We start from the raw sequence: 20,439 nt of genomic DNA on the forward strand, positions 1-20,439 counted from the left end.
GCCATAAGGATCCGCGACGTCCAGGGAGGGAATTAGAATGTCGCAATCTCTGCGTATACGGAGCCTGTTGGCCATGGGCGCATCCATGACCGTGCTGGCCGCCGTCGCCACCGCCGCCCCAGCCTTCGCTCAGACCGCGCCGCAAGCCGGCGGCAACGTGCTGGAAGAGCTGGTCGTCACCGCCCAGAAGAAGGAGGAGGCCCTGCAGGACGTGCCGATCGCGGTGTCCGCCTTCAGCCAGGACAGCCTCGAAGCGCAGAAGATCGACGGCGGGCCCAACCTTCAGCAGGCGATCCCCAACGTCACCTTCGCCAAGGGCAACTTCACCAACACCTTCAACTTCGCCATCCGCGGCATCGGCAACAAGGCGGTCGGCGTCTCGACCGACGGCGGCGTCGGCGTTCACGAGAACAACGCCCCCCTGCAGTCGGGCAACCTGTTCGACGCCGAGTTCTTCGACGTGGAGCGCGTCGAAGTGCTGCGCGGCCCGCAGGGCACGCTGTATGGCCGCAACGCCACCGGCGGCGTGGTCAACATCATCACAGCCAAGCCCACCGACGAATTCGAGGCCAATATCCGGGCCGAGGTCGGCAATTTCGGCACCCAGAAGGTGCGCGGCATGATCAACCTGCCGATCTTCGGCGACAAGCTGGCGATCCGGGCGGCCGGCGCCTACCTCAAGCGCGACGGTTTCGTCACCAACACCTTCAACAACCACAAGGTCGATGACCGGGATCTGTATTCGACCCGGGTCTCGGTGATGTTCAACCCGGTCGACAGCCTGCGCACCAACTTCATGTGGGAGCACTTCAACGAGGACGACAGCCGCGCCCGCGTCGGCAAGCAGCTCTGCACCAAGGACAACGGCCCGGCCACGGTCGGCGGCGTGCCCACCGGCGCGGCCCGCGCCTTCCTGACCCAGGGCTGCCTGCCCGCCTCGCTGTACGGCAACAGCGCCTATGGCACGGTCAACACCTCGGGCACCCTGACCGGTGAGCTGGGCAATATCTTCGGCTTCACCAGCGGCGACACCAACGCCGGCGACACCGCCAGCCGAAGCCTTCGCGAAATCGAGACGCTGTTCGACCCGATCTACCAATCAAAGTCGGACATCTACCAATTCAATTTAGCCTATGACCTGAGCGACAAGCTGACCTTCACGGCCATGACCTCGTACAGCAAGGGCAATGTCTATACGAAGCTGGACTACAACCGGAACGTGTCGACGGTGCCGTTCAACAACACGCCGTTGACGCCGGGCGGCGTCTTCGCCGACCCGCAGGTCGGCACGACCAACAAGTTCACCACCTTGGACGTGTCCTCGGGCGACTCCAAGCAGTTCAGCCAGGAATTCCGGCTGCAGTCGGCATTTGACGGTCCGCTGAACTTCAACATCGGCGGCATCTATTTCGACTATAAGACCACCACCGACTACTATGTGATCGGCAACTCGCTGACCCTGTCGGCCCTGGCGCTGAACTTCCAGAGGACCGGTAATCCCAACTGCAACCCCGTGACCCTGCCGACCAACTGTATCGGCATCGACCCGAACGCCACGCCGGACGGCAGCGGCCACAACTATTATGACAACCGCTCGCCCTATCACCTGAAGTCGAACGCCCTGTTCGGCGAACTGTATTGGCAGGCCAACGAGAAGCTGAAGTTCACCCTGGGCCTGCGCCGCACCCACGACGACAAGCGCCTGGACGTGTTCGACACCGTGCTGCTGTCGCCGGGCATCGGCCTCAAGCAGAGCACGACGACCCCGACGGCAAAGTCGGTCTTCGACGAGCTGACCGGCCGCTTCGGTTTCGACTACAAGCTCACCGACGATAACCTGCTCTACGCCTTCTATTCCAAGGGCTACAAGGGCGGCGGCTCCAACCCGCCGGCGGCCACCGGCTCGGCCAGCGTCAAGGCGCAGTTCGATCCTGAATTCGTCAACGCCTACGAAATCGGGTCGAAGAACACCCTGGCCGGCGGCAGCGTGATGCTGAACGCCACGGGCTTCTACTACGACTACAAGGGCTACCAGATCTCCAAGATCGTCAACCGCACCTCGGTCAACGAGAACATCGACGCCACGGTCTACGGACTGGAACTGGAATCGGTCTGGTCGCCGATCCACAATCTGAAGCTCAACGCCAATATCGGCTATCTGCACACCAAGATCGCCGACGGCGTGTCGTCGATCGACACCATGAACCGCACCCAGAGCAACCCGGCCTACACCCTGGTCAAGGCGGGCCCCGGCCTGCCGAACGCCGCCGTCGGATCCAACTGCGTGCTCACCACCGCTGGCGTGGCGACCCTGATCGCCGCCGGGGCCGGGGCGACCGTTCCGTTCGCTTGCGGCGGCGCGGCGGTCTTCCAGGGCTTCCTGGCGACCCCCGCCGCTGCGGGCGGCGCGGGCCTGCCGGCGGGCACGGCGGCCTTCCTGGCCAACGCCACCGGCCTCTACAACTACGGCGCGGGCTATTCGATCGAAGGCACGACGGCCAACCTGAGCGGCAACGATCTGCCCAACTCGCCGCACTGGACCACCTCGGTCGGCGCTCAATATACCTGGGACTTCTCGGGCGGCTGGTCGGCCACCCTGCGCGGCGACTATTACCGCCAGAGCAAGCAGTTCACCCGCGTCTACAACACCGCCTATGACGGTCTGAAGTCGTGGGAGAACGCCAACATCACCCTCAAGGTCGAGAAGCCTGAATGGGGTCTGCAGTTTGACGCCTACGTCAAGAACCTGATGGACGACACCCCGATCACCGACGCCTACACCACCGACGACAGCTCGGGCCTGTTCACCAACCTGATCACCCTGGAGCCGCGCACCTACGGCGTCAGCATCCAGAAGTCGTTCTAGTCAAGCGCGTCAAAAAAGCGGCCCCTCGCGGGGCTGCAACATCGACCAGGAGGGCGGCGGAGTGATCCGCCGCCCTTTTGGCATGGCCCGCCATATCAAATCTTGGTCCATTCACGACTCCGCAACGCCCAGCGGGTGATGATGCGATCCCCGATAGACGCCTGCCCGAACGGCTGCATGGACACGCTCGCTCGCTTTATTGACCGCCGAGCTCCGATCGCTCCCCAGACCCCGTGCGCGGACGTCCTGGCGATCTTCCTCGCCGAGTCGCACGCCGCCGCCCTGGCCGTCGTCGAAGGAGGCAGGCCCGTGGGCCTGGTCTATCGCGACGTGCTGCTGGGTCAGATGTCCGTCGCCGCCGACGCCCTCAACGCCCGTCCGGTGCGTGAGGTGATGGACCGCGAACCGCGCCTGGTCGAGGCGTCCATCGAGGCCAGCGCCTTCGTCGAGCGCATCGCCCAGAGCGCCATCCCCGTGTTCCGCAGCGCCTATATCGGCGTCGATCAGGCCGGGGGCTATATCGGCGTCGGCGGCCTGACCTCGTTGGTCGCCTCGCACCGCCGCAAGGACCGCGAAGCCGGCGAGGCCATGGCCCTGGTCGAGCGCATGGCCGCCGATATCAGCCATCATCTGGAAGGCGTGATGGCCTTCACCGAGCGGCTTGAGCAAACGCGCCTGACGCCCGACGCCAGCGCCTATGTCCGCGCCATCGGCGAAACCAGCCGCGATATGAGCGGCGTGCTGAGCCGGGCCATGGATCTGCGCCGCGCCAATGTCGGCGGCCTGGTGCTCAATCCCGCCCCGACCCTGCTGCGCGACCTGTCGGACGCCGTCGGGGCCCGCTGGAGCGCCCGCGCGTCGCAGTGCGGTAGCACCCTGCTGTTCTCCTATGACGGCGCCCCCGAAACCACCGCCCTGATCGACGCCGACCGGGTGCTGCAGATCTTTGACGCCCTGATCGACAGCGCCCTGGCCAGCGGCCGCGGCGTCATCGAGGCCAGCCTCAAGGCCCGCCCCGTCGAGGGTGGCCTGCGGCTGGAAGGCCGTGTGCGCGACAACACCAGCGGCTCGCCCCAGGAGCGCCTGGCCCGGGTGTTCGACCCATTGGGCGCAGACCGCATCGAGGACCGCAGCGAACTGGCCTTGGGCGTGGGGATGGCCCTGGCCCATGGCCTGACCCGCACCATGGGCGGCTCGCTGAAGACCGAGGCCAACACCGGCTGTGGCCTGACCCTGCACTTCGCGATCGTCGTTCCCGAAGCCTGGCTGGCGCTCGACACCCACGACGAGCCGACGATGGACGCACGCTCGGCCCACATCCTGATCGTTGACGACAACGCCACCAACCGCATGGTCGCCGAGGCCCTGTGCGAGATGTTCGACTGCACTTCAGAACAGGTGGTCGATGGGGTCGAGGCCGTCGAGGCCGCGCGCAGCGGTCGGTTCGACCTGATCCTGATGGACATCAAGATGCCGCGCATGGACGGCGTCGCCGCCACCCGCGCCATCCGCGACCTGCCGGGCCGGGCCGGCAGCGCCCCGATCGTCGCCCTGACCGCCAACGCCGACCCCTCCGACGTCGCCACCTACATCGCCGCCGGCATGCAGGACGTGGTGGAAAAGCCGATCAAGCCGGAGCGGCTGGCCGTGGTGCTCAGCAAGCTGCTCGGCGGCGAGGACGAGGGAGCGACGGCCGAGGCGGCGGCTTAGGCCGAGTTCAGCATGACGTCCTGGACCCGCATGAGGCTGCTGGCGAGCCGATCCTTAAGGCGGCGCGGCCTGCAGCAGCCACTCGACGACTATCCGCTCGTAGTCGACATACGGGATCTGATCAGGATCAAATTCCAGCGCAGTGGCCACCGCCGGTAGCTCAGCGAGAAAGCCTTCGTGAAGGCGAGCGAGCCGATCCGCACTCGGAAGTACCCTACGAGAGACGTTTGCTAGCCAGTCACGTGTCACGCGCAGCGCCCGCACGGGATCAGCGTGATGCTCATGGATATCCATGCCGGCCAAATCGGAGATGAACCGCTGATACCGGTATTGCTCGGTATCAAGGACAAGCACGCGCTTGGCCTTTTGCCCGGTCCTACCGTAACGCTTCGCTCCCATGAAAATGCCAAGTTCAAGAGGCATGTTGAATCTGGGAAGCTGATTAATCGGGTCAAGCTCAGTTCGTGACAGGTCGTGAACCCCGTATCGGCATTCCTCGATCAAGGCGTAGAGTTTATCGATACGTGTCTGCCCAGCGTCATCTAGTTCGCGCGCCGAACGGGGTCTGAAGCCACAGGCATAGATCGTGAAAATCAGTCCGCGAAACGTTGGCGCATAGTCGTCGTCAAAGGGACAGTTGATAAAAACATCGTCGGCTGATGTGCGGTCGCGCCCAGCCAAGCTCTATGTCTTTTTACTGTTTCGAACGTTGGCCACCGCCGCCTTGGCCTGTTTCAGCGAAATAGTCCCCGACTTCGAAGCTGGCTTGAGCACAAAACGACCCGTCGCCGCGCTGCGACCCAACACGGTATCGCTCTGCTTGGAGAACGTCGCGGATGACGATGCGATCTTGGCGGCCATGAGCCCAATGTGCGTGGCGTTCGGGCTCCATGCAAGTCTGCGGCGAGTATAATTGTAGCGCGCGTTCGCCCCTACCCCCGCCGAAACTCCGCCGCGCGCTTGGCCATGAACGCCGCCACCGCTTCTCGGTGGTCGGCGCTGGCCACCAGAGCCGGCAGCTCCTCCTCGACATAGGACCGGCCGTCGACCACCCGCTTGGTCGCCTCCACCGCCAGGGGCGCGCGCGAGGCGATCCATTCGGCCAGGCGGAAGGCTTCGGGCAGCAGGCGGTCGGGGGCGTGGACGGCGTTGACCAGGCCGTCGGTCAGGGCCCGCTCGGGGCCGAACTGGGCGCCCGTGAGCAGGTGGACCTTGGCTCGCGCCACGCCGATCAGCCGGGGCAGGCGCACGACCGAGGCCATCAGCCCGATATTGACGCCAGACGCCGCGAACACCGCCCGGTCGCTGGCCAGGCGGATGTCGCAGGCCAGGGCCAGTTCCAGCCCGCCGCCGAAACACCAACCGTCGATGGCGGCGATCACCGGCGCGCGCACGGCCTCGACCCTGTCCATCAGCCGGTTGAAGTCCTGCACCGCCTCCAGCGCCTCGGGACCCTGGCGCGCCGAGGCCTCGCGCAGATCATCACCGGCGCAGAACACCCCGCCCCGGCCGGTCAGCACCACCGCGCGGACGTCGTCGGCGGCGGCGATCTCATCGAGGATTCTAACCAGTTCGGCTCGGACCCGCAGGCCCAGGGCGTTGGCTGGCGGGGCGTCCAGCTCGACCAGCAGGATGGAGCCGGTGGGGCGGCTGACGTGGATCGTGGCGCTCATGGGCGCGACCGTGGCGGACGGGGGCGGGTTTGGAAAGCGCCTCGCTCCCTTCCCAACCCTTCAAGTCGGTTTGTCATCTTTGACGAGCGCGCAGCGCGAAGATCCGGGATGACAGCCGTTTGGGAGAGGCGGGACAAGAACCTATCGTTTCACGCGCAACCATGCTGCATCGCAACAACTTTCCGCTTGCCAGATTTAAACAGTTGTCACAGCTTAGGGCCCTGCCGGGTGGAAACCTCCGCTACGGAGCCCAAAACGAGGGATCGACGCAGCGAATGACCCGCGCGGAACGATCCACGGAGCGCAGAGAGCTAGTTGAGCGTTGTGTTGCAGCGCCGAAGAACGGGGAGTGACATGACGACCGCGACGCTAGACGAGGCCGGTGAAAAGACCGCGCTGAAAGACCTGTACGAGATCGGCGAGATCCCGCCGGCCTACCATGTGCCGAAAACCATGTACGCCTGGAGCATCCGCAAGGAGCGCCATGGCAAGCCGACCCAGGCCATGCAGGTCGAGGTCGTGCCCACCTGGGAGATCGGCGAGGACGAGGTGCTGGTTCTGGTGATGGCGGCCGGCGTCAATTACAACGGCGTGTGGGCCGCCCTTGGCGAGCCGATCAGCCCGCTGGACGGCCACAAGCAGCCCTACCACATCGCCGGCTCCGACGCCTCGGGCATCGTCTGGGCGGTGGGCAAGAAGGTCAAGCGCTGGAAGCTCGGCGACGAGGTGGTCGTCCATTGTAACCAGGACGACGGCGACGACGAGGAGTGCAACGGCGGTGACCCGATGTTCTCGACCAGCCAGCGCATCTGGGGCTACGAGACCCCGGACGGCAGCTTCGCCCAGTTCTGCCGGGTGCAGTCGCGCCAGTTGATGCCGCGCCCCAAGCACCTGACCTGGGAGGAGGCCGCCTGCTACACCCTGACCCTGGCCACCGCCTATCGCATGCTGTTTGGTCACACGCCGCATGAGCTGAAGCCCGGCCAGAACGTGCTGGTCTGGGGCGCTTCTGGCGGGCTGGGGGTGTTCGCCGTGCAGTTGGCCGCCGTCGTCGGCGCCAACGCCATCGGCGTGGTCAGCGACGACGAAAAGCGCGACTTCGTGTTGTCGATGGGCGCCAAGGCGGTGCTGAACCGCAAGGAATTCAACTGCTGGGGCCAGCTGCCCACCGTCAACGGCCCCGAGTTCAACGACTACATGGCCGAGAGCCGCAAGTTCGGTAAGGCGCTGTGGCAGATCACCGGCAAGAAGGACGTCGACCTGGTGTTCGAACACCCAGGCGAGTCGACCTTCCCGGTCTCGGTGTTCGTGGTCAAGCGCGGCGGCATGGTCGCCATCTGCGCCGGCACCAGCGGCTTCAACCTGACCATGGACGCCCGCTTCCTGTGGATGCGCCAGAAACGCGTCCAGGGCAGCCACTTCGCCAATCTGATGCAGGCCAGCGCCGCCAACCAGCTGGTCATCGACCGCCGGGTCGATCCCTGCCTGTCGGAAGTCTTCCCCTGGGAAGACATCCCCGCCGCCCACGAGAAGATGCTGGCCAACCAGCACCTGCCCGGCAACATGGCGGTGCTGGTCTGCGCCCAGCGGCCGGGCCTGCGGACGTTCGAGGAAGTGGTGGAGATCAGCGAGGGGCTGTGAGGGCAAGGGTCGGGGACATGCACTTGTGCGTGTCCCCACAGGCCCAGCGGCGTTTGGGGACACGCACAAGTGCATGTCCCCGGGCGGACTGACCCCCCTACCGCCCCAACTCGTCGGCCACCGTTCGCGCCAGCGCGTCGTCCAGTTCGGTGACCTCCGAAAATCCCAGCCGTCGCCGGATCTTGGCGTTGTCGATGAACAGCGGGTAGCTCAGGTCCAGCCCCGCCACGGCCGCCGCCAGGGCGCCGCGCGCGACGTCGGGATGGACCAGCTCCACCTCGCCTGGCCAGCCCAGATGTTCGGCGAAGGTCGCGGCCCAGGCCAGGTTGGTCGGGGTGTTGGCGCGGCCCAGATTGTAGGTCTGGCCGCCGGCCCTCGGGTGGACGGCGGCCAGGGCGATGCCCGCCGCCACGTCGTCGACATAGCCGAAGGTCGCCCGCCACGCCGCCCAGGGGTGGGTGATGTTGAACCGCGCCCGGCCCTGGACCATCGGCCGGATCGCCCAGGAAAACCGCCGCTGGCGGTCGCCGGGTCCAAACACCATCGGCAGGCGCAGGATGGTCGCTTCGAGCCCCGCAGCGGCGCGAGCCGCCTCTTCAAGAGGGATCTTGTCGTAGTCGTCCATCCAGGCCTGGGGGTCGCTGGCCGGGCGGGGCTTGGCCAGGCGGTAGGGGTGGCGCGAGGCGCGCAAGGCCCCGTCCTCGGTCAAACGGTCCCAGATCGGGCTCGGCCGACCCTTGCGGTGCAGGCCTTCGTAGTTGGCGTAGACGTCGATCGAGCTGGCCATCACGTAGCGCTCGACCTGGCCGACCAGGGCGTCGAGCAGCGGCAAGGTGTCGGCGGCCGTGTAGGCCAGCAGGTCGATGACCGTGGTCGCGCCGATCTCGCGCACGGCCGCCAGCACGGCGGCCGTGTCGCCGCGATCGAGCACCAGCGAGCGCGCGCCGCTGGCGACCGGACGGGTCCCATGATGAACCACCGCCGTCTCGACGCCGTCGGCCAGCAGCCGCGCGACCAGCGGCCCGCCGATGAAACCTGTTCCCCCCAGAACCAGGACGCTCATGCCAATCGCGAACTCCTCTGCCAGCGCCGCCAGCCTATGCGCGAGCCACGGGTTCAAGGCAAATCGGCCGCCGCTTGCGCCGGCGTCTTGAAGCCTGTTCCGGATGAGCGTGGGCGGATCCGGCTGGGGACATGCCCATGGGCATGTCCCCAACCCCATTCGGTGATTGGCAACCGCTGGAACCCGTCGCACAGTCAGCCCCAACAAGTGTTCGGGGGAGTGAAACATGGGCTGGAAGAGCAAGGCGGCGTTGACCGCCGTGGGCGCGGTGCTGGTCGTGGCCGGGGTGGTGGCCGTGCGCACCGCCACCTTCAAGGCCCCGGCGGCGGTCGATCTGTCGAGCGTCCGCCTGGCGCCCCCCCGCCCGGTCGACGTGGCCATGGCCGCCCAGCATCTGGGTGAGGCCGTGCGCTTCCAGACCGTCAGCCACCAGGACAAGGCGGAAGACCAACCGGCCGAATGGGACAGGCTGCACGCCTGGCTGCAGGCGACCTATCCCGACGCCCACCGGGTGATGACCCGCGAGGTCGTGGACGGCCACGCCCTGGTCTACACCTGGAAAGGAACCGACCCGGCCCTGCCGCCGATCGTGCTGATGGCCCACCAGGACGTGGTGCCGGTGACGCCGGGCAGCGAGGGCGCCTGGACCCATCCGCCGTTCGACGGCGCGGTCGCCGACGGCGCGGTCTGGGGCCGGGGCTCGATCGATGACAAGGGCTCGCTGGTCACCCTGTTCGAGGCCCTGGACGGCCTGGCCAAGGCCGGCTTCACGCCGCGTAGAACGGTGATCCTGGTCAGCGGCCATGACGAGGAGGTGCGCGGCGGCGGCGCCCGCGCGGCGGCGGCCCTGCTCAAGGCGCGCGGCGTCAAGGCGCAGTTCGTGCTCGACGAGGGCATGGTGGTGGTCGCCGACCACCCGGTCACCCACGCCCCGGTGGCCCTGATCGCCCTGGCCGAGAAGGGCTACGCGACCCTGACCGTCACCGCGCCCGCCGTCGGCGGCCACTCCTCGGCCCCGCCGCCCCAGACCGGGGTCGCCACCCTGGCCAAGGCGGTGCTGGCCATCGCCGACAAGCCTTTCCCGATGAGGTTCTCCGGCCCCGGCGCCGACATGCTCAAAAGCCTGGCCCCGCACGCCTCGCCGACCGTCAAGATGGCGGCCGCCAACACCTGGCTGTTCTCGCCTCTTCTGGTGAAAGAGACGTCTCGTACACCCGCCGGCGCGGCCATGCTGCACACCACCATCGCCCCGACCATGCTTAAGGGCTCGCCCAAGGAAAACGTTCTGCCGCAGGACGCCGAGGCCTGGATCAATTACCGCATCGCCCCCGGCGACACCTCGGCCGACGTGATGGCGCGGGCCAAGCGCGCGGTCGGCGACCTGCCGGTCAAGCTGGCCTGGGTCAAGACGCCGGACGAGCCGAGCAAGGTGTCGTCCACGTCGTCCCAAGGCTGGAAGACCCTGTCGGCCCTGGCCGGCGACGAGAGCAAGGCTCCCGTCGCGCCGGCCCTGATGACCGCCGCCAGCGACAGCCGCTACATGGGCCCCATCGCCGACGACATCTACCGCTTCCAGCCGCTGCTGCTATCGGTGAAGGACACCGAGATGATCCACGGCACCAACGAGCACATGACCCTGGCCAATGTGGAGCGGATGGTGCGGTTCTATCAGCGGCTAGTCGAGACGGCGGCGAAGTAAAAAATAGCCCTCTCCCGGAGGGGAGAGGGTCGCAACTGTCGCCAATTGTTCACGCGCAGCGATACCGCGCCGCTCTGGACGCCAGCATCGTGATGGGGCCTATTGCGCCCTTGGGAATAGCTTGCCGTGAGATCTGATCCGGGGACCGCCTCGCGCGGGGTCGGATTTTGCTTGAACAGGCTGCACAGTCGGACGACGCTACACATGGCTGACGATGCGCAAATGCAGGCCGCGCGGCCAGCTTCGAAAGCCGTGAAATTCGGCGAAGGCTTCGTGATGGACGCCTGGTACGTCGCGGCCCTGTCGCCCGAGCTGAAGCCCGGCAAGATGGAAAGCCGCGAATATCTCGGCGAGCCGGTGGTCATCGGCCGCACCAAGGGTGGCGAGGTCTATGCCCTGCGCGATGTCTGCCCGCACCGCGCCGCCAAGCTGTCGGCCGGCAAGGTGCGGACCGAGGATGACGGCCGCGAGACGGTCGAATGCCCCTATCACGGCTGGCGGTTCCACACCGATGGCGGCTGCGCCAAGATCCCGTCGCTGACCGCCGACAACCCGCTCGACATCAGCAAGGTGCGGGTGCGGAAATATCCGCTGGTCGAGAGCCAGGGCCTGGTGTGGATCTGGATGTCGGGCGACGTCCATTTCGACGGCCAGCCGCCCTGCTCGCCCCCGGTGATCCCCGGGATCGTCGGCGGCAAGCCCAAGCTGGTCGATCACCTGGACTACGACATCCATATCGACCACGCGGTGCTGGGTCTGATCGACCCGGCCCACGGCCCGTTCGTGCACCAGCAGTGGTGGTGGCGCACCACCGCCAGCCAACACGAGAAGCACAAGACGTTCGCCCCCAGCGAGGCCGGCTTCACCATGGTGCGCCACGAGCCGAGCAAGAACTCCAAGGCCTATGCCATCCTCGGCGGCGAGCCCCTGACCGAGATCACCTTCCGCCTGCCCGGCCTGCGCTGGGAGCATGTGAAGGTCGGCGACAAGCAGGTGCTGGCCCTGTCGGCCATGACCCCGATCAACGCCGGCAAGACCCGGATGAACCAGATCATCTGGTCCGACCACCCGGCCTTCACCCTGCTCTATCCGGTGATCCGCCTGGCGGCCCGGACCTTCCTGCGCCAGGACGGCAAGATCGTCGCCGCCCAGACCCGCGGCCTGCGCGACAACCCCGCCCTGATGTGGGTCGGCGACGCCGACCAGCAGGGCCGCTGGTACCACCAGCTCAAGCGCGAATGGGCGGCGGCCCACCGCGAGCGCCGGCCGTTCCAGAACCCGGTGGAAAAGACGACGCTGCGGTGGCGGACCTAGGGCGGCGACGCGACGACAGTTCGCCATTGACGACCGATGTCTTGCCTCGCGCCCTGCTTCCCGCATAGCTTGCGCGCGTAAGCGGGGCATGGCGTGCAGGTAGAAGTTTTCATCGAGCGTTGGCGAGGCTTGGTCGGCGGCGCCGAGCGCGCCGACTACCAGATGTTTCTGGGCGAATTTTGCCAGGCGCTCGAACTACCGGCCCCGGCTCCCGCCGGCGCGGCCTCGAGCGGGCTGGCCTATCGCTTTGAATACCCCGTGCGCGGCGACAAGGCGCAGCCGCTTCGCATCGATCTCTATAAGCAAAACAGCTTCATTCTCGAGGCCAAGCAGTCGCGTCTGGCGGGTGGTAAGAACGCGATCCTCGGCCAGGCCGAACTGTTCACCTTGGAAAAGGAGCAGGCGCGCGAGCGTCCCAACGGCTGGGACACCCTGATGCGCAACGCCTTCTCCCAGGCCTGGGACTACGCCAACCGGCTGGACGCCCAGCATGATCGGCCGCCGTTCATCCTGGTCTGCGACGTCGGGCGCGGCATTGACGTCTATGCAGATTTCACGGGTCAGGGCCGCAACTACCGGCCCTTCCCCAGCCCGAAGACCCGCCACATCGCGTTGGCCGACCTGGCCAAGCCCGAAATCCAGGCGCGACTGAAGGCCATCTGGACCGAGCCGCTATCGCTGGACCCGGCTCTTGAGCGGGCGCGGGCCACGCGCGAGATCGCCGTCCACCTGGCCGAGGTCTCCAAGGATCTGGAGCAGAGCGGCGCGCCGGCCGAAGAGGCCGCCACATTCCTGATGCGCTGCCTCTTCGCGATGTTCGCCGAGGATGTCGGGCTGCTGCCCGAGGAGAGCTTCAGCAAGATGCTGCAGGAGGCGCTGAGCGCCCCCGCCAGCTTCATGATGCTGGCCAGCGACCTGTTCAAGGCCATGGACGAGGGCGGCGACAGCGTGGCCCTGCGTATCGCCGTCCGCCGCTTCAACGGCGCTTTCTACAAGAACCGTCGCGCCTTCCCGCTGGGTCCGGAAGCCATTGGCGCGCTGATCGAGGCGGCCAAGGCTGACTGGAAGCAGGTCGAGCCGGCGATCTTTGGCACCTTGCTGGAACAGGCCCTCTCGGCGGTCGATCGCTCGCGGCTCGGCGCCCACTATACGCCACGGCCTTATGTCGAGCGGCTGGTCACCGCCACGGTCATCGACCCGTTGCGCGAGGACTGGAAGGCCGTGCAGGGCGCGGTCGACCAGGCCCGCGCCGAGGGCGATCTGGCCGGCGCCCGCAAGGCCGTGGCGGACTTTCACGAGCAACTCACCCTGACCAAGGTGCTCGACCCGGCCTGCGGCACCGGCAACTTCCTCTATGTCACCCTCGAGCTGATGAAGGCGCTGGAGGCCGAGGTGCTGGACGCCCTGGGCAGCCTGGAGGCCGAGGCCGGCGTGCGCGCCGAGCTGCTGCGCCGCGATGTCGGCCCCAGCCAGTTCTTCGGTCTGGAACTGAATCCGCGCGCCGCCGCCATCACCGAGCTGGTGCTGCGGATCGGCTATCTGCAGACCCTGTACCGCCAGGGTGACGTCTCGGAGCGCGACCCGGTCCTGGAGGATTTCCGGACGATCAATCCCGTCGCCAGCCGCCGCAAGGCCGCCGACGCCTGTGTGGACGCCGTGTTGCTGCACGACGGCCCGATCGTGGGCGGCGGAGGAACGCGCTATCCCAACCCCCGTCTGCCGCCCTGGCCCGAGGCGACGTTCATCGTCGGCAACCCGCCGTTTATCGGGGGCAAGGACCTGCGCGCCGAACAGGGCGACGCCTATGTCGAGGCCCTGTGGAAAATCCACCCGGCGATGAACGATAGCGCCGACTTCGTGATGTACTGGTGGGACCGCTGCGCCGACATCCTGACGCGCAAGGGCTCAAAGCTGCGGCGGTTCGGTTTGGTCACGACCAACTCGATCACCCAGGTTTTCCAGCGACGGGTCATAGCGCGATGGATGACGGCCAAGAAGCCGCTTTCACTCGTATTCGCGGTGGATGACCATCCGTGGACTAAGGCGACCAAAGATGCCGCTGCTGTGCGGATCGCTATGACAGCAGCTCAAGCCGGCTCGCACGCAGGGAAGTTGTTGTATGTAGATCGCGAGGCCGAACTCGATACAGATCAACCAGAAATTGATACCAGCGAAGTAGTAGGACCGATTAATTCGGATTTGACCGTCGGTGTAGACGTGACCCGTGTTGCCGCTCTAATGGCAAACAATGGGGTCAGCGCTAGAGGCGTCGTTCTACACGGAGCAGGCTTTATACTCTCGCCATCGGAAGCAGAGCATCTCGGCTTAGGCCGACGAACAGGGCTCGAAGCGCACATCCGCAAATATGCTCGCGGCCATGATCTCACCACTCATGATCGCGGCAAGCTGGTAATTGATCTTTATGGATTGAAGGACACTGAAATTCAGCATCGGTTTCCCGAAGTCTACCAACACGTTTCGTGGCATGTGCGCTATGATTATGATGTGAACGGAATTCCAAAGGTGAACGCCAAGAAAAAGCGGACAGGCCGGGAATGGAATGAGAGAGCATATAGAAGAGAGAATTGGTGGTTATTCGGAGAAAACATTCCAGAGCTAAGAAAGGCGCTTGATGAAATAAGAAGATATATTGCCACCGTCGAAACTGCGCGTCACAGAACATTTCTGTTTCTCGACAAATCTATACTGCCAGACAATAAGTTGGTCGCCATCGCCTCGGACTCAGCGAGCCTCTTAGCTTTGCTGTCATCGGATTTACACGTGAACTGGTCGCTTCGCGCCGGCGGCTGGCTAGGTATGGGTAACGATCCCGTCTATGTGAAAACAGACTGCTTCGACCCCTTCCCCTTCCCCGTCATGACCGACCCCCAGCGCGCTGCCCTCGCCGAGGCCGGTGAACGGCTGGACGCCTTTCGTAAGGCGCGGCTGGCCGAATATCCCGACCTGACCCTGACCCGGCTGTACAACGCCCTGGAGGGGCGCCGCGCCCAGCAAGCGTCCGGCAAGGCGATGACCCCCCAGGAGGGCGCCGACTTCCAGGCTGGCTCGGTGCTGATCCTCGACGAACTGCACCAGACCATCGATCGCCTGACCTTGGAGGCCTATGGCTGGCCGGCCGGCGAGACAACCGAGCAGCGCCTGGCCCGCATAGTCGCCTTGAACGCCGAACGCGCCGCCGAGGAGGCCCGCGGCGAGGTGCGCTGGCTGCGCCCCGACTATCAGAAGGCCCGCTTCGCCCGCGACCAGGTGGCCGGACCCGAGCAGGTGCGCGACCTCATCGGCGACGTCCCGGCGGTGGCGGCCGGCAAGATCGCCTTCCCCACCGACCGCACCGGCCAGCATCTGGCGGTCATGGCGGCCCTGGCCGCCGCGGCCGGCCCGCTGACGGCCGTCCAGATCGCCGCCGGCTACAAGGGCAAGAATATCCTGCCCCGCGTCGATGGCGCGCTGAAGGCCTTGGCCCGCCTGGGCTACGCACACCCCACTGAAGATGGCGGCGCCTTTACGCTGCAGCGACCCGTCTAGATCGCGAGCGCCCCAAACACCAACAAGCCCGCCTGCCGGGGGACAGACGGGCTTGCCGCACGGGCGGGCCTCTAGGCTACGCGGCCCGCCAGAACCTGTTGGGGCCTAGGCCCGATAGACGTAGGCGCTGCTGACATAGCCGACGCCGACGCCGTCCTGGCCGACCAGGATCCACTTGCCGTCGCCAGTGCGGCCCAGGGCCTGGAACACTTCGCCGGCCTGGACCGAGCCGATCTTGGCGCCGCGGGTCGAGGCCGCGCCGCGCAGGTTCAGGGTCGAGCGGGCGACGTACTTGCCCTTGATCGCGGTCATCGGCGCGGCCTCGACCGAGTCGGCGAGGCGGATGCCGTCGCTGGTGTAGGCCCCGCCGGCATTTTCTGCGGCGCGGGTCTTCTGCATCTGGCAGCCGGCATAGGAGCCCGCGCCCGCGCCGACCACGGCGCCGATGGCCGTGCCCGTGCTGCGGTCATGCTTGGCCAGCTTGTTGCCAGCGACGGCGCCCAGCAGGCCGCCGATCACGGCGCCGACTTCCTGCTTGCCGCCCGAGGCGTTGCAGCCGATGACGCCGCCCAGCTTCTGCGACATGGCGCTGGCGCTGGTGGGAGCAACAGCCAGGGTCAGGGCGGTGGCGGTCATGGCCAGGCCCATCCCAATTTGCTTGAGGCCGATCTTCTTGGTCAGAATGATGATGCTCATGGTCGTGGTCCCTTGCGAATGGTGCGGAGCGTCCCGGCCCCTTGAGACACACCATGACAAGGTGAAGCTGAACGGCGACGGGCGGCGCGCCGACAGATTTCGTTCATCTGGGAATTTTCCACGCCGTACGTGGTGCAGCTAAACGCCGCCTCGGCCGTTCACCATTCATGCCTAAACCTTCAAAGCCCGCGCGCATCGGTACCGGCGCGCTCCTCGTGGCCCGCGAAAGCCGCCCCGTCGAATTCGCCGTCCATCTCGTCAATGAACTGAACGGCTCGCGGGGCGGCAAGGGGGCCGTCACCGGCGACCCCGACGCCATGCGCGAAGCCTTCCGCGCCGGCCGCGCCCGCCTGACCCTCGACGACGGGGTCGAGATGGATGTGATGGTGGTCGCCCACTCCGAGGGCAGCGACACGGCTTACTTCCAGGTGGGTTGAGGACTTGCGAAACCCTCTCCCTCCGGGAGAAGGTTTCAGAGCGTCCTATTCCCCCAGCTTGTACGGCCCGCTCTTTTCCAGCGCCGCCTGCCAGGCCGGACGCGCATGCATGCGCTCGATCCAGGCGGCCAGGTTCGGATAGTCGGCGAGCTTGCCGTGCGCCTTGGCGACCTCGGCGATGAAGCTCATCTGGATGTCGGCGCCGGTCAAGCCGTCGCCGACGAAGAAGTCGCGGCCCTCCAGCGCCCCCTCGACATAGGCCAGATGATTGGCGATCTCGCTCTCGATGCGCGGGTGCAGCGGCGCGCCGGCCTCGCCCAGCCGGCCGACATACATCCGCAGCAGCATCGGCAGCATGGCCGAGCCCTCGGCATAGTGCAGCCACTGCTGATAGGCGTCGTAGTCGGCCGAGGCCGGATCGGGCGCCAGCTTGCCGCCGGCGTGGCGGCGGATGACATAGTCGGTGATCGCCCCGCTCTCGATGATCGTGGCGTCGCCGTCGGTCAGCACCGGCGACTTGCCCAGCGGGTGCACGTGCAGCAGGGCTTGCGGCGCCAAGCGGGTCTGCTTGTCGCGTTCGTAGAACCGGATCTCGTAGGGCAGGGAGAGTTCCTCCAGCAGCCAGAGGATCCGCTGCGAGCGCGATTCGTTGAGGTGATGGACGACGAGCATGCTTGTTCCCTGCCTTTTTAGCCTTTGGCCCCCCATTATGTTGCACTGCGGCATTGCTCGCAGGTGCGAAAGGCTCCAGAGTAAAAGAAAACAACTGTTTGGCGCACGGGAGCAAGCCATGACCGATACGGTCGTTCAGGAAACTTCGGAAAGCTTGATCCTGCCGGGTCTGACCGTGCTGTTGCGCGAAGCCGCCAGCGCCGCCCAGCTGTTCGTCGCCGAGGCCAAGCCGGCGGTGAAGGCCGCGATCACGGGCGCAGGCGGCAAGATCGACCGCAAGCTGGCCGACGACAAGCAGCACCAGGTGCACGGCTATGGCTGGTACGCCGCCTATGCCGAGCTGCTGAACCAGGTCGCCGGCTGGGCCGAGCGGCTGGAGGCCGAGGGCCGGTTCGGCGAGATCGAGGCCCTGCTGGCCCAACTGCTGTTCTCCGAATACTGCGCCCAGCTGGTCGGCGGCGTGCCGATGAACCAGGGCGAGATCGTCCGCCCCGCTCATCTGGTCACCGACCGGGCCGTGTTGAACCGGCTCTATTCCAACGGCCTGATGAAGCTGATGGTCGAGGGCGGCACCCAGGCGGTGAAGACCCGCATCGCCCGGCGACTGGCCGAGGCCCGAGGTCGCCCTACGCTGGAAAACACCGGCCTCGACGAAACCTTCGAGATGATCCGCGACCAGTTCCACGCCTTCGCCGAGGAGAAGGTCACGCCCTTCGCCCACCAATGGCACCTGAAGGACGAGCTGATCCCCATCGAACTGGTCGAGGAACTGGGCGCCCTGGGGGTGTTTGGCCTGACCATCCCCGAGGAATATGGCGGGGCCGGCATGGGCAAGATGGCCATGTGCGTGGTCTCCGAGGAGCTGTCGCGAGCCTGGATCGGCGTCGGCTCGCTGGCTACCCGCTCGGAGATCGCCGGTGAGCTGATCCTGACCGGCGGCACCGAGGCGCAGAAGCACTACTGGCTGCCGAAGATCGCCGACGCCTCGATCCTGCCGACCGCCGTCTTTACCGAGCCCAACACCGGGTCGGACCTGGGCAGCCTGCGCACCCGTGCGACCCTGACCGGCGACGCCTATCTAGTGACCGGGAACAAGACCTGGATCACCCACGCCGCCCGCGCCGACGTCATGACCCTGCTGGTCCGCACCGAAGCCGACACCAGCGACTATCGCGGCCTGTCGATGCTGCTGGCCGAGAAGCCGCGCGGCACGGATGAAGCGCCCTTCCCCGCCGACGGCATGAGCGGCGGCGAGATCGGGGTGATCGGCTATCGCGGCATGAAGGAATATGAGCTGGCCTTCGACGGCTTCACGGTGAAGGCCGAGAACCTGCTGGGCGGCGTGCCCGGCCAGGGCTTCAAGCAGCTGATGGCCACCTTCGAGAGCGCCCGCATCCAGACCGCCGCCCGCGCCGTCGGCGTGGCCCAGGCGGCGCTGGAAACCGGCCTGGCCTACGCTCTGGACCGCCAGCAGTTCGGCCAGGCGATCTTCGAGTTCCCCCGCGTCCACAACAAGCTGGCGATGATGGCCGCCGAGATCATGGGCGTGCGCCAGCTGACCTATTTCGCCGCCCGCCAGAAGGACGAGGGCAAGCGCTGCGACCTGGAGGCCGGCATGGCCAAGCTGATCGCCGCCCGCGTCGCCTGGGCCGCCGCCGACAACGCCCTGCAGATCCACGGCGGCAACGGCTTCGCCGTGGAATATGTCGCCAGCCGATTGCTGGCCGACGCGCGGATCCTCAACATCTTCGAAGGCGCCGGCGAGATCCAGGCGCAGGTGATCGCGAGGCGGCTGCTGGAGGAGGGGAACTAGCCCCCCCGCTCCCATCCTGTCATCCCGGACAAGGCCCGAGGGGCCGCCGATCCGGGACCGCCGGAAGCGCCTCCGTTCACGCCCCGGTCCCGGATCAGCGCGCTACGCGTTCGTCCGGGGTGGCAGCTGCTTTTGGCTGCCTCAAGCAGGACATGTCCAGCCCCTTCCCACCCGCCGGCCACGGCGGGCCGCATCCGGGGCGGATGCTGGCTGGGGCCAGAAAGCGGACCTTTCGAAGGACTGGGAAGGGTGGTTAGCGGACGTCGCCAAGCCACCGGATCCCTCGCCACATGTCGATGAACGCTGTGTCATGACAAAAGCTTAAGTTGCGATGGTGCGGGTCCCGCTATTAAGGTCACGCTTGGTCGGCGCGATCTGCACTGGCGTTCCTGAGCCCGAGGCATCCCTTGAAATCGTTCGTCGCCGCCATCGCCCTACTGGCGCTCCCCGGGCTTGCCTTTGCACAACAGCCCGTAAGGGAGGTGACGATTTCATCCGGCGACACCACGCTCTCAGCCCGCATTCTGGGTGGCGTCGGTGAAGGGCCGCGTCCGGCCATCGTCCTGTTTAACGGCTTTCCTGCGGGGCCAAATATCCCTCGCATAGCGACCGACCTGCAAGCCGCCGGCTATACCGTGTTGCTACCCCAATATCGGGGCACGGGGTCATCGGGCGGGGCCATCAGCCTGCGACACTCGCGCGAGGACGGGGCCGCCGCCGTAAACTGGCTCAAGCAGGACGCCGCCAGCGGGGTGGATCCGACTGAGATCGGCGTGCTCGGCGTTAGCTATGGCGGCTGGGTCGCGTTGCAGACGGCGGCGGCAGACCACAGCGTACGGTGCGCTGTGGTTCTCGTTCCCGCCGACATGGGCGTGATCGGTGCGCGTTGGGGCTCCGACGCAAGCTATCGGACGGCCTGGAAGACTGATCTGGACGCCGTCGCTGCCGATCCCGCCTCGACCCGCTTCGGACCGGATGGCGTCGACGGCTTTATGAACGCGATTACCCTGGAGTCCGGCACATCAGGCTTGGCCCAGCGCGCCGCTGATCTGGCGGATCGTCCGATCTTCGTCGCAGGCGGTCGTCACGATCCCGCAGCCCCGTTCGCCGACCACTATGTACCGCTGGTGGAGGCTCTTCGCGCAGCCAAGGCGCCGTTTACGGCCCTCGAGTTCGACGGTGGGCATAATCCGTCTGAAGCCTCGGCCGCCGCACAGAGCTTCATTGAACGGAGCTGCTTTGCCGATTGACCCAGCTAGTCGTCGGCTCAAGCGCGAGGACCCCGTTGCGATCAAATGTCCGCTATGGG

At 66.5% G+C, this 20,439-nt stretch carries 15 protein-coding genes; 9 read left to right on the top strand and 6 right to left on the bottom strand.

Annotated features, from left to right (window positions below; all coding sequences use genetic code 11):
* Positions 1 to 37: 37 nt before the first annotated feature.
* Both ACP696_RS13600 and ACP696_RS13605 read left to right on the top strand, forming a co-directional pair.
* Positions 38 to 2,866, top strand: coding sequence for a TonB-dependent receptor (locus tag ACP696_RS13600; protein ID WP_426009302.1), 2,829 nt, complete (start codon positions 38 to 40; stop codon positions 2,864 to 2,866).
* A 177-nt stretch (positions 2,867 to 3,043) separates the two neighbouring features.
* Entirely contained in the window at positions 3,044 to 4,576 is a 1,533-nt protein-coding gene (locus ACP696_RS13605; RefSeq protein WP_426009305.1) for a response regulator, read from the top strand.
* Positions 4,577 to 4,630: 54 nt separating this feature from the next.
* Here ACP696_RS13605 and ACP696_RS13610 read toward each other — a convergent pair whose 3' ends face one another.
* The 3 genes from ACP696_RS13610 to ACP696_RS13620 all read right to left on the bottom strand — a co-directional run bounded on the left by ACP696_RS13610 (position 4,631) and on the right by ACP696_RS13620 (position 6,249).
* Entirely contained in the window at positions 4,631 to 5,257 is a 627-nt protein-coding gene (locus ACP696_RS13610) for a hypothetical protein (protein WP_426009308.1), read from the bottom strand.
* Between the two features lie 3 nt (positions 5,258 to 5,260).
* On the bottom strand, positions 5,261 to 5,437 hold the full coding sequence (locus ACP696_RS13615; RefSeq protein WP_426043907.1) for a hypothetical protein: 177 nt from the start codon (positions 5,435 to 5,437) through the stop codon (positions 5,261 to 5,263).
* A gap of 71 nt (positions 5,438 to 5,508) precedes the next feature.
* Entirely contained in the window at positions 5,509 to 6,249 is a 741-nt protein-coding gene (locus ACP696_RS13620; RefSeq protein WP_426009314.1) for an enoyl-CoA hydratase/isomerase family protein, read from the bottom strand.
* Positions 6,250 to 6,603: 354 nt separating this feature from the next.
* Here ACP696_RS13620 and ccrA point away from each other — a divergent pair, with 354 nt between their 5' ends.
* A complete protein-coding gene (ccrA, locus tag ACP696_RS13625) occupies positions 6,604 to 7,890 on the top strand; it encodes a crotonyl-CoA carboxylase/reductase (protein ID WP_426009316.1) in 1,287 nt (428 codons plus the stop codon).
* A gap of 97 nt (positions 7,891 to 7,987) precedes the next feature.
* Here ccrA and ACP696_RS13630 read toward each other — a convergent pair whose 3' ends face one another.
* A complete protein-coding gene (locus tag ACP696_RS13630; protein ID WP_426043908.1) occupies positions 7,988 to 8,953 on the bottom strand; it encodes an NAD-dependent epimerase/dehydratase family protein in 966 nt (321 codons plus the stop codon).
* Between the two features lie 226 nt (positions 8,954 to 9,179).
* Here ACP696_RS13630 and ACP696_RS13635 point away from each other — a divergent pair, with 226 nt between their 5' ends.
* The 3 genes from ACP696_RS13635 to ACP696_RS13645 all read left to right on the top strand — a co-directional run bounded on the left by ACP696_RS13635 (position 9,180) and on the right by ACP696_RS13645 (position 15,512).
* Positions 9,180 to 10,652, top strand: coding sequence for a M20 family peptidase (locus ACP696_RS13635; protein ID WP_426043909.1), 1,473 nt, complete (start codon positions 9,180 to 9,182; stop codon positions 10,650 to 10,652).
* Between the two features lie 204 nt (positions 10,653 to 10,856).
* Positions 10,857 to 11,966 (top strand): Rieske 2Fe-2S domain-containing protein, encoded by a 1,110-nt coding sequence (locus ACP696_RS13640; RefSeq protein WP_426043910.1) that lies wholly within the window; start codon positions 10,857 to 10,859, stop codon positions 11,964 to 11,966.
* Between the two features lie 93 nt (positions 11,967 to 12,059).
* The gene (locus ACP696_RS13645) at positions 12,060 to 15,512 is read left to right on the top strand and encodes a class I SAM-dependent DNA methyltransferase (RefSeq protein ID WP_426043911.1); all 3,453 of its coding nucleotides are present in this window, start codon (positions 12,060 to 12,062) and stop codon (positions 15,510 to 15,512) included.
* A 105-nt stretch (positions 15,513 to 15,617) separates the two neighbouring features.
* Here ACP696_RS13645 and ACP696_RS13650 read toward each other — a convergent pair whose 3' ends face one another.
* Positions 15,618 to 16,208 carry an SH3 domain-containing protein gene (locus tag ACP696_RS13650; RefSeq protein WP_426043912.1) on the bottom strand — a complete coding sequence of 197 codons (591 nt, stop codon included), beginning with the start codon at positions 16,206 to 16,208 and terminating at the stop codon, positions 15,618 to 15,620.
* A gap of 215 nt (positions 16,209 to 16,423) precedes the next feature.
* Here ACP696_RS13650 and ACP696_RS13655 point away from each other — a divergent pair, with 215 nt between their 5' ends.
* Entirely contained in the window at positions 16,424 to 16,645 is a 222-nt protein-coding gene (locus tag ACP696_RS13655) for a hypothetical protein (protein WP_426009334.1), read from the top strand.
* A gap of 45 nt (positions 16,646 to 16,690) precedes the next feature.
* Here the strand turns inward: ACP696_RS13655 and ACP696_RS13660 are convergent, their stop codons facing one another.
* Complete coding sequence (locus ACP696_RS13660) at positions 16,691 to 17,317, bottom strand: glutathione S-transferase family protein (RefSeq protein WP_426030859.1); 627 nt, start codon at positions 17,315 to 17,317, stop codon at positions 16,691 to 16,693.
* 118 nt (positions 17,318 to 17,435) lie between these two features.
* On the opposite strand from ACP696_RS13660, the gene ACP696_RS13665 reads away from it, so the two are divergent.
* Positions 17,436 to 19,130: an acyl-CoA dehydrogenase family protein gene (locus tag ACP696_RS13665; protein WP_426009340.1), complete on the top strand. Its 1,695-nt coding sequence runs from the start codon at positions 17,436 to 17,438 to the stop codon at positions 19,128 to 19,130.
* A gap of 482 nt (positions 19,131 to 19,612) precedes the next feature.
* Positions 19,613 to 20,380 (top strand): alpha/beta hydrolase family protein, encoded by a 768-nt coding sequence (locus tag ACP696_RS13670; RefSeq protein WP_426043913.1) that lies wholly within the window; start codon positions 19,613 to 19,615, stop codon positions 20,378 to 20,380.
* The last annotated feature ends 59 nt before the right edge of the window (positions 20,381 to 20,439 follow it).

This window comes from Caulobacter sp. DWR3-1-2 (genome assembly GCF_049896225.1).
GTDB lineage: Bacteria > Pseudomonadota > Alphaproteobacteria > Caulobacterales > Caulobacteraceae > Caulobacter.